A 14117-nucleotide genomic window follows, 5' to 3' on the forward strand; every position below is an offset into this window, starting at 1 on the left:
TATAGTATATATCGGCGTATGTGCTGTCGAGCTTTAGGAAATATGTAAAATCTAATAAAAAAACCTTGGATCAAAGATCCAAGGTTTAAGATGAAGCAAGGTAAAATTAACGAAGCAATTGCAGAACGCCTTGTGGTTGTTGGTTAGCTTGAGCCAACATCGCTTGAGCTGCTTGAGCCAAGATGTTGTTTTTCGTTTGGCTCATCATCTCTTTAGCCATGTCAACGTCACGGATACGGGATTCAGCAGCTGTCAAGTTCTCGGAAGCAGTTCCCAAGTTGTTGATTGTGTGCTCCAAACGGTTTTGAACAGCACCCAATTTAGCGCGCTCGCTAGAAACCAGGGAAGTTGCTTTGTCCAAGATGTTGATTGCTTTGGAAGCATCTTCACGAGTGGAGATGTTCAAAGCTGCTTCAGCTTTGATGTCGTTAGTTCCGTTAGTTACGGTATTTTCTTTTGTGAAACCAGCCTGTCCAGCATTACCTGTGATACCCAGAGCAGCGGAACGAACATCGTTGATTTGCAGGGACATGGATTGACCAGTGTTAGCGCCAATTTGGAACTTCGTGGAGAAGCCTACTCCTTGTACTCCCGGTCCAGTTACTTGTTGCACATTTCCAACTACATCAGCCGTTGCGTCAACGCCAATTGCTGTCAATGGTGAACCAGTTCCTTCAGCAAGAGAGATGTCTTTTCCCGATTCTGAAATAAATTGAATTTTGTTATCTGCAGAAAGCGAAGCTGTTACTTTATCAGAAATACCAGCTTCTTGCAATGCAGCGTTCAAATCTTTAATTAAATCTTGTGAAGCTGCATTTGCTATGTTTTTATCAGCATTGGCAGTATCGTACGTTTTTCCTTCTTTCAAAGTAACGGTTACTGCACTTTCAGTACCTACAGTTACTTTAAAAGAAGAGTTTGCTGCAATCGTATTAGCTGTGCCGCCATCACCGAGAGCAGTTCCTCCTTGAATACCATGACGCTCAACTGTTGATGGAGTACCTTTATTCTCTGTTGGGTTTGTTCCAGTAATCCCAACAGCTGTTGCTCCAGCTGCGTCAAACTTAATATCACTGGTCGATCCCGAGGATTTTGCAGTAAAGGTGAATATTCCACCGGATTCAGTAATATCAACAAGGTCAGATAACTTCACTCCACCAGCTGTAACATTACCTAAGTTTGCTACCGCGTTAGCTCCGTTAAATGCAGGAGTTGTAGCTCCATCACTCAAGTCTGTACCAGCGAGATCAAATGTTGTGCCGTCTACAGTGATTTTACCAGCTCCGAGTGTTGTTGCAGTTACGGCTGTATCAGATGTAAGAGTAGCACTTGTTGCTTTTGTAGTTTTTGCACCATCATTGCTACCAATGCCACCGTTAAGCAATTTTTGAGTATTGAACTCAGTTGTGTTACCGATACGGTTGATCTCGGAAGTCAGTTGGTTCATTTCGTCTTGCAGTGCTTGACGATCTGTATCCGTGTTAGTTCCGTTCGCGGATTGGTTGGAAAGCTCACGCATACGTTGCAGGATGGAGTGAGTTTCGTTCAATGCACCCTCAGCTGTTTGAATCAAAGAGATACCATCTTGAGCGTTACGGGAAGCTTGGTCCAAACCGCGGATTTGACCGCGCATTTTTTCGGAAATTGCCAGACCTGCAGCATCGTCACCAGCACGGTTGATGCGAAGACCGGAAGACAATTTTTCGATGTTTTTGTTAGTGTTAGCAGTGTTTGCAGACAGTTGACGGTGAGTATTCAACGCCGCGATATTGTGGTTGATAATCATTGAGTGTTTCCTCCCTGAAAATAAATTAGTTCCACATCCTTGTGGTAAACGCCGCGACATTAAGGTCGGCCGCCCTGCCGAAGCAGCGTCTAAATTATATATCGACGGAAGGTGAACAACTGTTTATAGCAAATTGGAATATTTTTAATCTTTTTTTATTCCACCATTACGTAGCCGCTCCATGAATGCCTCAACATTGGCTGCCAAAGGAGTAGCAGACTCACGATTTGTCTCCTGAATGGACGCATAGATCTCTTGGCGAAAGATATCAATATGCTTGGGTGCTGATATCCCTATGCGGACGGTATCTCCTTCTACAGCGAGTACGGTCACCTCAATATGATCCTGAATGACAATAGACTCACCCTTTTTTCGCGATAGTACCAGCATGTCAGACCCCACCCTTCACGGATTTATCTTCTTCGTCTTCAGTCCAGATGAGATGACGTGTCTCATATAGTGACTGATGGAGCACAACTTGCTTGCCCAGACGCTGCTCAGGATTGAGGACAACAGGTGCAAGAAGGTTCATTGTGGATTTATTGGTTTGTGAATGGATCGTGACCATTGAGTAGACAGACACCTGCTCAACAATCTCCAATTCTTCCTTATCCACTTCACTCAGCTCAAAACTATAATTTGGAACGAACGTAAATGGACTCACCAGCAAAAAGGAAAGATCCTTTTCTCGAACAGACTGTAGATAACTAAACGGCGTATCCTCCCATGGAATTAATGCGAACTCGGTTTCTTCTTCAAATCCAGGTAACCCTTTGGGAAATTGATAAACGTCTTTCTCTTGAACCTCTACTTCTCCCCACATGCTTGTCTGAATATGAATGATAAACGCCTCCTTGGCGGTGAATTTATACAAAAAGAGCTATAGAGGGCTGCATCCGAGACCGTCTATAGCTCTACATTATAACTTACAACTCCATATCTATAGCAGGTGGAGTATATTGTACTGATGCATATTGTTTAACATAAATGTCCAGCTTGCCCCTCTGATACTCAATCTCCGGTTTATTCACAATAACATTCATTTCAGAGACCGCTGGTTCATAGCTGATATCGGGTGCCCTTGTAATAACTCGAGTATCCACGTTATCAAATGAGGCCGGAGTCCTTGTTTCTGGAAACGGTTGAGGCTGCCAGTCTGAACCAATGATGTTGGCAATTGTATTACCGGGTTTGTGAATCGCAGCCAACTGGTTGCCCTGTTGTACACGCGAAGCTATATTTTGTAAAAAGTTCTGTTGAATACCAGAGTAGATCCGAGCATTCATATCAATCATGTTCCCACCAGTATACGCAGAAAAAGCTTTGCTCTGATCCACATGGAGCTCGATTGGATGACTCTCAACTGTCAATTTCGCCGGCTTGGTGTTCAACTGAACTTCCGCTTTAGGCTGCCGAATCGAGTATTGTCCTGGGTCAGCATCAATATTTAATATAGATGGCGTAGTTCGAATCTGCACGATAGGAAGAGTCTTCATAAGTTAACTCCTCCTTTTATCTCAGGAAGTCCACCAGAGATGGCGAAATAATTTTCGCACCTGCAGACAGCGAAGCATTATAAATATTCTCCTGAATTTTAGATTGCATTGCAAGTTCCGCGTAATCCGCGTCCTCCACCTTGGATTGCAGATCTGTTAAGTTAATACCAAGATCCTCCAAACGACCCATCATGAGGTCAACACGGTTTGTTTTAGCGCCAATCTCGGAGCGAATTGACAACATTTTGTTCATACGAGTATCGATGTTATCCAGTTGATTGGACAGCTCTTTTTGATCACCCTCAGTCAGAGCCTTCATAATTGTGTTTACTATAGTAAAGAAGTTATCTTCTTCTGTCTCCGTACCAAACACTTCATTTCCGCTCACATTGATAGGCAGTTGTACACTCTCACCTACAATAAAATTAATTTTCCCTTTATCGGTCACAACGGAAGCAGCGTTTGTTGTATCTAGAGTACCATCAGCATTGGCCGGGAAGTCATACGGTTTCACATCATAGGTTTCACCATTAAAAATGTATTTGCCGTTGAGCTTACTGTTGGAGATATCAATGAGTTGTTCCTTAAGCTGTTTCACTTCCTCATTAATGCTATCAAGCGCAGACTGAGGGTTCGTTCCCGTCGATGCATTTACTGTTAATTCACGCAGTCGCTGCATAACTTCCCCAGCTTGGTTCATGACGGTATCGTTAAATTCAAGCCAAGATACAGCACTGTCTACATTTTTCTGATATTGATCATTAGATGATAGTTCAGCACGATATCGAAGGGAGTACGTGATCCCTACTGGATCGTCAGAAGGCTTGTTAATTTTACGACCTGTCGCTAGTTGGGTCTGAGTGTTATTCATCTGTTGTGCATTCCGGTTCAGGTTCAAAAGCAGCTGTGAACTGAGCATATTATTAGTTATTCTCATAGTCTGTTAAGTCGCTCCCTTCTATTATCTGCCTACCGTTCCGGTGGAGTTAATCAATTTATCTAGCAATTCATCATATGTGGTCATAAAACGAGCAGATGCGCTGTAGGCATGCTGGAATTTGATCATATTTGCCATCTCTTCATCAAGAGATACGCCGCTGACCGATTGACGTCTAGTATCCACTTGCTCCACCAGGAATTCCGAGTTCGAAGTCTGACGAGCAGCTTCTTGAGACTGAACACCAAGTTGACCTACAATTGCGCTAAATTGAGCACCAATGGTTGCATTACGAAGTCCATCAGCTGACTTCATTGGTGTATCCTTGAGGTTGGCAAGCAGAATAGCAAGTGTATTATTCCCTTTAATTACGGTCTCCGTTCCCGAGGCATCCGTCGTCCGCAATGAAGTAGCAATCTTGTTCGGATCGGCCAAAATCTCAGCATTCAATGAGATATTACCAGCTGTAATCGTAGTTCCACCACCAGAAGCAGTAAAGAAAGGCAAACCAGGTGAATTGGTTCCGTCCATGCTGTACCCAAGCTGATGCAGACCATTCAAACCTTTAACCGTAACCTTCAGATCTGTAGCCAATGTCCGCGCCGCACCAGTATATGTAACACCATCCAGTACAGTATTATCTGGTAAGACAGAACCAGCAGGAAGCGTGATCTCAATATCTCCGTTGGCAAGCGTGTTAGCCAGGTCATCCATTTGTTTCTGGTAGTCACTGACCAATGTATCTCTGGATTTAATCATCCCGTGAACTTCGCCGTTGGTAAGATTACCTGCCGTGTAAGCTGCATTGAGGTAAGCGGGGTCAACGACAGCCTGGACCGCCCCACCTGTAACCAGCGCTTGTCCATTCATCTGAATGGAGTATCCTTGTGGCGAGTCGGTAACGGTAATATTCATAATCTTGGACAGCTTGTCCGCCATCAGGTCACGCTGGTCACGCAAATCGTTGGCATTGTCGCCAAGCGATTCGATCTTAACGATCGAACTATTCAGGTTAGCAATGTTACCCAGGTAGCCTTGGATTTCACTACTTTTCACAGAGATGTTACTGTCCAGATCCTCACTGAGTGCACCCAACTGACGACTAATCTGGTTCATGGCATCCGTGAGAGCCAGCGTGGTTTCTTTAACAATACGACGTGCCGTTACATCCTCTGGATTTTTGCTCAGATCGGACCAGGATTTATAGAAGTTATCCATTACAGTCCTAAATCCGGTGTCCGAAGGTTCATTCACAATGGCTTCAAGTTTTTCCAACGTATCTCGCTGAATGGACCAACTTCCGAAGTTGGTATTTTCATTACGATATTGATCATCAAGGAACTTCTCACGCACACGGGTAATGGAGTCGAACTCCACACCTGTTCCAAGTTGTCCTGGTGTTGTACTGTGTAAAAATGCAAACGGCTCCATAGGAATAGACGCCTTCATGTTTACCGTTTGCCGGGAGTACCCCTCTGTGTTGGCATTAGCCACGTTATGTCCTGTTGTGCTAAGCGCTGTCGTCTGTGTGAACAAGCTGCGTTTAGCCGTTTCGATTGAATGAAAAGTAGATGTCACCTTGTTTCCCCCTAATTAATCAGGCACGTGTATCAAAAAGACCGATTCGCCCTGGATTACCGTTCTTATCAGCAGGATGCTGATATGTGGCATCCTGTTCCGGCCGAGAAGCAAATATGTCCATTGATAGATCAATAAACATCAATGATTGCTCGATCAGTTTTTGATTCAATTGATTAATTTCTTTCAATTCCTGCAATGTTCCCGCAAGCTTCTTCTGGACTTCAAGCAATCGCTGTTTATCAACCGGATCAAAGATCAGCTTGGAGATCTCTGTGATATTCAGGTTAAGCATCGACTTGATGCCCCGCTCCTGAAGCAGTTCATGAACTGCACTCAGTCGTTCGCTCTCAAGTGGCTCCTGCTGTTTCATAAACTTGGATTCCTTATTCATTACAGCAATGAGTTGATCCACATCGTTTTTGACAATAACCTGTCTCTTGATCTCGCTGAGTGCCAGCATCTCGCGGTGACTTTGTTCCATTTGCTGCAAAACTGCAATTAATCTGTCCAGTGCTGCCATTACGTGATCACCTATTCCTTATCAAAAGACTTAAAGTACGGCAGTAACTTGTCAGCAAGCTTGCTGCTGTCCACTTGGTAAGTTCCCGAACTTACCTGTTCTTTCAGTTCCTGTATCCGTTGTATACGTCCTGCATCCTGTGTACGACCTTGTTCCTCAAGCATCTTCATCGCCTCCGGAGAAATGGATACCTCGTCCTTACGGCGGCTCTTTTTGGCATCAGCCTGCTGATTGGATTCAACGTTCCTCTGATATGAATTGATTGCACCAATTCTACTCGGTTCATTGATTTTCATACGAATTGCACTTCCTTCCACCTTAGGATTTTTAACATTATCTTTATGTTCTCGAACGATTAGGATAATAAAAAAAACCGATAATCTTTAATAAGTTTATCGGTACGTTCCAAAACATTTGTTATAGCAAAACTTGTATTTAAGCCCTCGTTCCTATAGATCCCGTAGTTTGTCGACAGCATTATAGGTTCGTCCGCCTATGCTGCCGTTATCCTTCTGACCTACTTCTCTAGCCGCTCCAGCCAAATCTTTCGTCAAACGATTCCGGCAAGAGTCGCACATATGGCCATCACGAATCAGGGTTCCGCACACTTCACAAGGATACATCATATTTGGGGCGTTTTCGATGGAAATACGTCCCTCACGAATGAACTTGGTAATATTTTTAATTGAAACGTCTGTTGCATCAGATAGTTCCTGTATGTTAGTGCCCTTGTTTTCGCGCAGATATTCCACACAAGTCTGGTATTCCAGTTCAATTTCCTTGATACAGTTCGAGCACACATCCCGAAAATTCAACGCATATAATTTTCCACAACGCGGACAATTACCCAGATTCATCGCTAAAACGCCCCTCTCAAACTTCCTCTTCCGAATGGATAATAACTATACATTACCTTATTTTCTCACTTCAAGTCCATAGCCTCTTTGCGAATAAAAAAGGGGTATAGGGTGCATGTGTGCGCAACCTATACCCCTGATCTAAATCCTTAATTCAATGTTTTGATGCTTAGTACAGAAGTCCATGCACTTATATTTTGATCGTTCAGTGCACGAATGCGATATTTATGAAGGCTTGATGGAAGCAAATCGGAATGAACAAAGGTTGTATCATTTATAGTCGCTACGATTTGACCATCTGCTTCAATTTCATATGAAGAGGCACCGTTCACAGCATCCCATGTTAATACAATACCCGTTCTGTCTGAGGTGCCTTTTAATACTGGGGTGCTCAATTGTGTGGTTCCGGTGATTAAATCACCCCATGCTCCTACTCCCGCGGCATTCTTGGAACGGATGCGGAAGGTGTGATCTGTGTTGGCTATAAGTCCACTCTTTGTGTAGGCAACGCCAGTAACAGCGACGATTGTACCGTCGATCTCCAGATCGTATCCAGTCGCTCCAGTTACTGCGTTCCATTTCAAAGCTATTGCTGCATTCGTTACCGAGCTAATAGTCAGTCCACTAACGGAAGCAGGCAACGTGCTTTGCGTCAAAATGGCTGTCCACGCACTTGTGTTGGTATCGGTCAGAGCACGTACGCGATATTTATGTGCAGTTCCTGCGAGCAAGCTGCTGTGTGTGTACGAAGGTTCATTCACTGTCGCTACTACTACACCATCAGCCTCTACTTCATATTTCGTAGCGTCGGCGATTTCTGCCCACGTAAGGTTAGTAGCCGTTTCTTCCGACGTCGCTTTCAATACAGGAGTGTTCAATTGCGTAGTTCCGCTAATCAAATCACTCCATGTTCCTACACCTGCAGCATTCTTCGAGCGTATGCGGAAAGTGTGATCTGTATTGGCTGCAAGACCACTTTTCGTGTAGGCAACTCCGGTGACAGCAACAACTGTTCCGTCGATCTCCAGATCGTAACCAGTTGCTCCGGTTACTGCGTTCCATTTCAAAGCTATTGCTGCATTCGTTACCGAGCTAATAGTCAATCCGCTCACGGATGCTGGAATTGTACTTTGTGTCAAAATGGCTGTCCACGCACTTGTGTTGGTATCGGTCAGAGCACGTACGCGATATTTATGCGCTGTTCCTGCGAGCAAGCTGCTGTGCGTATACGATGGTTCGTTCACGATCCCCACGACCACGCCATCGGCCTCTACCTCATATTTCGTAGCGTCGGCGATTTCTGCCCACGTCAGGTTAATAGCTATTTCTTCCGATGTCGCTTTCAACACTGGGATGTTCAATTGCGTCGTTCCGCTGATCACATCACTCCATGTTCCTACTCCTGCGGCATTCTTGGAGCGGATACGGAAGGTGTGATCTGTATTGGCTGCGAGACCACTCTTCGTGTAGCCAGCAGCTGTAGTGGATACTAATACACCATCAATTTCCATATCATAACCCGTTGCTCCAGTTACTGCATTCCATTTTAAAGCTATTGCTGTATTTGTTACCGAGGTAATAATCAATCCGCTCACGGATGCCGGGATTGTGCTTTGCGTCAAAATGGCTGTCCACGCACTTGTATTGGTATCGGTCAGAGCACGTACGCGATACTTATGTGCTGTTCCTGCCAGCAAGCTGATGTGCGTGTATGAAGAGTTGTTCACTGTTGCTACTACAACGCCATCAGCTTCCACCTCATATTTCATAGCGTCGGTGATTTCTGCCCATGTCAGGTTAATAGCTGTTTCTTCCGATGTGGCTTTTAATACTGGAGTGTTCAATTGCGTGGTACCGCTAATCAAATCACTCCATGTCCCTACGCCTGCGGCATTCTTGGAACGGATGCGGAAGGTGTGGTCTGTATTGGCTGCAAGACCACTCTTCGTGTAGGCAACGCCAGTAACAGCGACAACTGTTCCGTCGATCTCCAGATCGTATCCAGTAGCTCCGGTTACTGCGTTCCATTTCAAAGCCATCGCTACATTTGTTACCGAGTTAATAGTCAGTCCGCTGACGGAAGCTGGGATTGTACTTTGCGTCAAAATAGCTGTCCATGCACTTGTATTCGTGTCCGTCAAAGCACGTACGCGATATTTATGCGCTGTTCCTGCGAGCAAGCTGCTGTGCGTGTATGAAGGTTCGTTCACTGTCCCCACGACCACGCCATCAGCCTCTACCTCATATTTTGTAGCGTCGGCGATTTCTGCCCATGTCAGGTTGATAGCCGTTTCTTCCGATGTAGCTTTTAATACTGGAGTGTTCAATTGCGTGGTACCGCTAATCAAATCACTCCATGTCCCTACGCCTGCGGCATTCTTGGAGCGGATACGGAAGGTGTGATCTGTATTGGCTGCGAGACCACTCTTATTGTAGGCTGTGGCGGTAGTGGATACTACGGTGCCATCAATCTCCAGGTCATATCCCGTTGCTCCGGTTACTGCATTCCATTTCAAAGCTATTGCTGCATTCGTTACGGTGTTAATAGTCAGCCCAGTAACAGAGGTAGGCAATGTGCTTTGCGTCAAAATAGCTGTCCATGCACTTGTATTCGTATCCGTCAAAGCACGTACACGATATTTATGTGCTGTTCCTGCGAGCAAGCTGCTGTGCGTGTACGAAGGTTCGTTCACTGTCCCCACGACCACGCCATCGGCTTCCACCTCATATTTCGTAGCGTCGGCAATTTCTGCCCACGTCAGATTAATAGCCGTTTCTTCCGATGTGGCTTTCAAAACAGGTGTATTCAATAACGTGGTTCCGCTAATCAAATCACTCCACGTCCCTACTCCCGCGGCATTCTTGGAGCGGATGCGGAAAGTATGTTCTGTGTTGTCTGCGAGACCGCTCTTCGTGTAGGCAACGCCAGTAACAGCGACAACTGTTCCGTCGATCTCCAGATCGTATCCAGTAGCTCCAGTTACAGTTGTCCATTTTAACGCTATAGCCGTATTCGTTACAGAACTCACTGTTAATCCTGCAACAGAACCTGGTAACGTATTTTGAGTCAGTACGGCTGTCCACGCACTTGTGTTGGTATCGGTCAAAGCACGCACACGGTATTTATGAGCTGTAGCTGGTGCGAGTCCAGTATGCGTAAATGTCGGATCTACAACATTACCAGCAATTACTCCATCGGCTTCCACTTCATATGAGGTAGCACCGTCAATGGAAGGCCAAACGAGAGTAATTTCTTCTTGTGAAGGGCTTGATTTCAGTACGGGTGTACTCAATTGAGTAGACACGGTTAACAGATCAGACCAACTGCCTGCTCCGCCTGTATTTTTCGGTCTTAACCGGAAAGTATGTTCCGTATTAGGTATGAGTCCTGTTTTGCTGTAAGTGGTACCCGTCACAGCGACGATGTTACCGTCAATCTCCAAATCATAACCTGTCGCACCTTTTACAGCGGTCCAGGATAGTGCAACTTTATTAAAGGTTGCTTCTGTTACTTTCAAGCCACTGACGGAGTCCGGAACGACCAGTTGCGTTATTGTTTTACTCCAATCGCTCTCATTGTTGAAAGACAGCGCTTTTAGCGTATACGTATGACTTGAATTTGCCGCGAGACCCTCATGCTCATAAGAGGTCACATTGCCAAGCTCAATAGGCGCTTCATCATCAATCTTTAATTGGTAATGATCAGCCTGATCAACCGCATTCCATTGGATAATATTTTTACCTTCCTGGGAGCTTGCCGAAACCAACGGTTGTTGGAGCAAAGTTTTGATCTCATACATAGGGCTCCAATCACTTGTACCTATTGAATTTAGAGCACGTACTCTATAGGAATACAACGTATCAGGCAATAATGAATTGCTGCCAAAGGTTGTCCCATAGTAAGGCCCTTTAACGACCCCATTCTCCTCAATTTCATATTGTACGGCCTGCTGTGCATGCTGCCATTTCAAGTTAACCGTATTTTCACTTTGTTTTCCTGTGATCCCAGCCGGAATAGAAGGGATGTTGCTAATCGTCACCGGGTCTACCAGCTGTTTGGTAAAAGAGGCCGGCTCTGCTTTGCGTGTATAATATGGGTTCAGTTCAGAATAAAAGTCCACTACCTCTCCCGTATCCGCATTAACGATCAAACTTAACTGCCTAACATCATAATTGTATACATCAACCGGTGTAAGCTGACCCAGAACATTATAGTTCGAGATCGTCCATTGCCCCACTTCCATGCCGGATTGTCTATACGTCATCTCAGTGAAGTAATCACGAACCTTACTTAGATCAATAAGAAATGCATTGTCGATCTGTCCAGTATACTTGGATGTATACGAGCCGAAGCTTATATTCGTAATATCACTGGTAAATCCCAAGATGGACTGCCTTCTTGTAAAAGAGTAACCTGTTGTTGAAATATTGTAGGATCTAACCCAACTAAGATCAACATCCTTCTGATTCACCTGTAATTTACCGTTGTTGTTCGTCATCACATACTGAAAGTCATTACTTGATGAGACGACTCCGTTATTCGTTGCGGCATTTGCCCGATTTCCCCCGTACACGTCAAACTGCCCGAATACCAGCATCAGCACCAGTAAACGGACGGTCCATAAGTAAAACCTATTTTTTCTTTTTCCTGCACCCACTGTTGTTCTCTCCTTCAAAAGATATGTTGTGCCACTCCCTGTGCTGTCACCTATGGTGAACGGCAGAACTATCTATTCTACAAGGTAGAATGAATTCCTCTTTTTTACATGTAAAAATATTCTTATTTAATATATATTCATAATTTCGTTAAACAACCAATATACAAATCATATGCATGTATATGAAAATCCATAATAGTGATGACGCTGTACATACAAGAACGTACTTTCTCTTTTCTATATAAAAGATATTAATTATTATCATCATATAATTTGAGTATGATAGCCATTTATTAAGTAATATTCATATTCCGGTCAGGATCTGACCAAAGTCAGCGTGTAAATTTCGATTGGAATGTTCAAGGAATATCCAGCGTTCAAGATCACCTGTCCGCAAGCATCCAAGGTGCTACCGGTTGTGTAAATATCATCAATTAGTAACAAGCGTAAGGGAATTAACGGCTTTTGAACGGATTGAGAAGCGGCTCTATAGAGTTCAAGCAACATATCTATTCCACCTGGCTGAACTACAAATGCATCCTGCATCGTCTGAATACGCTCGCCGCGTGTTTTGAAGCTTTGTTTGGTGGTGTTGATTCGACGCTGCAGCAAATCAACTACTGGTAGGCGGACGGCTGCGGCAAGTCCTGCTGCGAGCCGCTCGGCCTGGTTGAAGCCGCGCTCGGCAAGGCGTTCGTTGCTGACGGGGACATAGGTCAGCGCGTCTGGCCGCCATCGCGGCTTGTTGTTTTGGAGCAGCGACTGGCGGCTGAGGGTCGCTGCTCCGGTAAGAGCGTGCGTGTAGTACGCGTCTGAGCTGTGGTTGTTGTGTTGCGCGTGTATATGCACAGACGCTAACGCGGTAGGTAAGTGAACGGGCGCGGGCGTTGTTACGCGCCCGTTAGTTCGGTGAAGGAGTGCGTTTGTTGTCGCGCTCGAGCCGGGTGGGTGTGAACCAACATCCACCTGGTATTGAGCAGGCGTGGCGGGGTGAGCCACGGGGGCCAGGGTTTCTTTTGCCAAAACAGGGTTGAGCTCTTCACTCATTGCTTGAAATGCTTGAATAATAAGAGCCGTTAACAGTGGCGCGTAGCGCTCGTGGCCTCTGAATTTGTACATCCCAATCCATTCCTTCATTAGAGCGTTATACTGGACGGCGCTGCGGTTGCATATGAAAGAGCGGTTTTGCATGCGTGGGCGGAAACAGTCCGGGCAGCCGATCCCTCGACCACAACGCAGACAGCGGATGGAACGAATCCATGGAATTTGCTGCACACAGCGCGGACAGATGCCGGGGTAGATCGAGGACAATATCGCTCGTGTACCACAGGTTAGACAAGTCGCTCCGGGTGGGGCGAGTAATCCATGCAGGCGATGGGTGAGTTGGTGCACGTGGTCTGTTATGCTGCTTAGCCAGTTCGACATTAGGTTGTTGCCTCCCTCAGTATCTATTGGTGTGTTGGCGGGTGAAGGTAGCCTTTGCGTTTTGCGATGGTGTTCATCTTTTGAATTTGTGCCACTGCCTTTACCTGGGAACGCGTACGGCGGGATGATGCAAAGACGACTCTTCCTGCTGGATCATCCATAGATCGACCTGCTCTACCCGCCATCTGTACCAGAGAAGCTTCGTCAAAGAGGCCATTATCCGCATCCAAAATAAATACATCGCTGCGCGGAATGGTGACGCCCCGCTCCAAGATAGTGGTGGTCACGAGCAAACGTATGGTCCGTTCACGAAACGCAATTACTTTGCTCGCGCGATCCGGATCTTGGGATGATGTTCCTTCGATATGGATTTGTGGAAACATGCGACGCATGAGATTTACAAATGCCTCAATCTGAGCGATCCGTGTCACAAAAACAAATACCTGAGCTTCCCGCAGTAAGGAGGTTTGAATACTCTTTTTTAGTGTGGCGGGCAGCTCTCGCTTCCGGATACATTCGGCGACGGTAGGCATTTTCAGTAACCGCGGTACAGGTAAAGGATAGCAGTGGAAGCGGACCGGAACTTTGGCGTGAGTGAGTTTCCCTTGCGCTGCTTCCCGCTGTAGCCTAGCTGGTGGCGTAGCGGACAAGTACACAAAATGGCCATCAGGCTTGCACGAGGACGCCGCCGCATGAGCGAGCATGGGATCATTATGATAAGGAAAAGCATATCAGTTAAATAGTCAATAACACCTCAGTTATTGCAAGTTATTCTTATAGATAAAAAAAGACCGGTTATTAATAACCGGTCTTTAACTAATTTTAAATTTCGATATTCTCTTCTCTCATGTCTTTAA

12 protein-coding genes are annotated in these 14117 nt (G+C 45.5%); all 12 read right to left on the reverse strand.

The window, feature by feature from the left end:
• Positions 1 to 106: 106 nt before the first annotated feature.
• The gene (locus HP548_RS02365) at positions 107 to 1786 is read right to left on the reverse strand and encodes a flagellin N-terminal helical domain-containing protein (protein ID WP_175380750.1); all 1680 of its coding nucleotides are present in this window, start codon (positions 1784 to 1786) and stop codon (positions 107 to 109) included.
• Positions 1787 to 1930: 144 nt separating this feature from the next.
• The gene (gene csrA, locus HP548_RS02370; protein WP_099857662.1) at positions 1931 to 2176 is read right to left on the reverse strand and encodes a carbon storage regulator CsrA; all 246 of its coding nucleotides are present in this window, start codon (positions 2174 to 2176) and stop codon (positions 1931 to 1933) included.
• 1 nt (position 2177) lies between these two features.
• Complete coding sequence (gene fliW, locus HP548_RS02375) at positions 2178 to 2609, reverse strand: flagellar assembly protein FliW (RefSeq protein ID WP_217504588.1); 432 nt, start codon at positions 2607 to 2609, stop codon at positions 2178 to 2180.
• A 103-nt stretch (positions 2610 to 2712) separates the two neighbouring features.
• A complete protein-coding gene (locus HP548_RS02380; RefSeq protein ID WP_175380751.1) occupies positions 2713 to 3282 on the reverse strand; it encodes a DUF6470 family protein in 570 nt (189 codons plus the stop codon).
• Positions 3283 to 3298: 16 nt separating this feature from the next.
• Entirely contained in the window at positions 3299 to 4219 is a 921-nt protein-coding gene (flgL, locus tag HP548_RS02385; protein WP_175380752.1) for a flagellar hook-associated protein FlgL, read from the reverse strand.
• Positions 4220 to 4243: 24 nt separating this feature from the next.
• Positions 4244 to 5797 carry a flagellar hook-associated protein FlgK gene (gene flgK, locus HP548_RS02390; RefSeq protein WP_175380753.1) on the reverse strand — a complete coding sequence of 518 codons (1554 nt, stop codon included), beginning with the start codon at positions 5795 to 5797 and terminating at the stop codon, positions 4244 to 4246.
• 19 nt (positions 5798 to 5816) lie between these two features.
• Positions 5817 to 6320: a flagellar protein FlgN gene (locus tag HP548_RS02395; RefSeq protein ID WP_175380754.1), complete on the reverse strand. Its 504-nt coding sequence runs from the start codon at positions 6318 to 6320 to the stop codon at positions 5817 to 5819.
• A gap of 11 nt (positions 6321 to 6331) precedes the next feature.
• Complete coding sequence (gene flgM, locus HP548_RS02400; RefSeq protein ID WP_053779526.1) at positions 6332 to 6616, reverse strand: flagellar biosynthesis anti-sigma factor FlgM; 285 nt, start codon at positions 6614 to 6616, stop codon at positions 6332 to 6334.
• 153 nt (positions 6617 to 6769) lie between these two features.
• Positions 6770 to 7177 (reverse strand): TIGR03826 family flagellar region protein, encoded by a 408-nt coding sequence (locus HP548_RS02405; protein ID WP_072733606.1) that lies wholly within the window; start codon positions 7175 to 7177, stop codon positions 6770 to 6772.
• Between the two features lie 149 nt (positions 7178 to 7326).
• Positions 7327 to 11835, reverse strand: coding sequence for a fibronectin type III domain-containing protein (locus HP548_RS02410; RefSeq protein WP_175380755.1), 4509 nt, complete (start codon positions 11833 to 11835; stop codon positions 7327 to 7329).
• Positions 11836 to 12150: 315 nt separating this feature from the next.
• Complete coding sequence (locus HP548_RS02415) at positions 12151 to 12972, reverse strand: ComF family protein (RefSeq protein WP_175380756.1); 822 nt, start codon at positions 12970 to 12972, stop codon at positions 12151 to 12153.
• A 311-nt stretch (positions 12973 to 13283) separates the two neighbouring features.
• Positions 13284 to 13964, reverse strand: a complete 681-nt coding sequence (locus HP548_RS02420; protein WP_343054757.1) for a helicase-related protein — start codon at positions 13962 to 13964, stop codon at positions 13284 to 13286.
• Between the last annotated feature and the right edge of the window lie 153 nt (positions 13965 to 14117).

The organism is Paenibacillus taichungensis (genome assembly GCF_013359905.1).
In the GTDB taxonomy this organism is placed as follows: Bacteria; Bacillota; Bacilli; order Paenibacillales; family Paenibacillaceae; genus Paenibacillus; species Paenibacillus taichungensis.

Coding starts and splice junctions, on each gene's coding strand:
- flgL (WP_175380752.1), bottom strand. CDS start 4,219: ATGAGAATAACTAATAATATGCTCAGTTCACAGCTGCTTTTGAACCTG.
- HP548_RS02415 (WP_175380756.1), bottom strand. CDS start 12,972: ATGAAGGAATGGATTGGGATGTACAAATTCAGAGGCCACGAGCGCTAC.
- HP548_RS02405 (WP_072733606.1), bottom strand. CDS start 7,177: ATGAATCTGGGTAATTGTCCGCGTTGTGGAAAATTATATGCGTTGAAT.
- flgM (WP_053779526.1), bottom strand. CDS start 6,616: ATGAAAATCAATGAACCGAGTAGAATTGGTGCAATCAATTCATATCAG.
- HP548_RS02420 (WP_343054757.1), bottom strand. CDS start 13,964: ATGCTCGCTCATGCGGCGGCGTCCTCGTGCAAGCCTGATGGCCATTTT.
- HP548_RS02380 (WP_175380751.1), bottom strand. CDS start 3,282: ATGAAGACTCTTCCTATCGTGCAGATTCGAACTACGCCATCTATATTA.
- csrA (WP_099857662.1), bottom strand. CDS start 2,176: ATGCTGGTACTATCGCGAAAAAAGGGTGAGTCTATTGTCATTCAGGAT.
- fliW (WP_217504588.1), bottom strand. CDS start 2,609: ATGTGGGGAGAAGTAGAGGTTCAAGAGAAAGACGTTTATCAATTTCCC.
- HP548_RS02365 (WP_175380750.1), bottom strand. CDS start 1,786: ATGATTATCAACCACAATATCGCGGCGTTGAATACTCACCGTCAACTG.
- HP548_RS02395 (WP_175380754.1), bottom strand. CDS start 6,320: ATGGCAGCACTGGACAGATTAATTGCAGTTTTGCAGCAAATGGAACAA.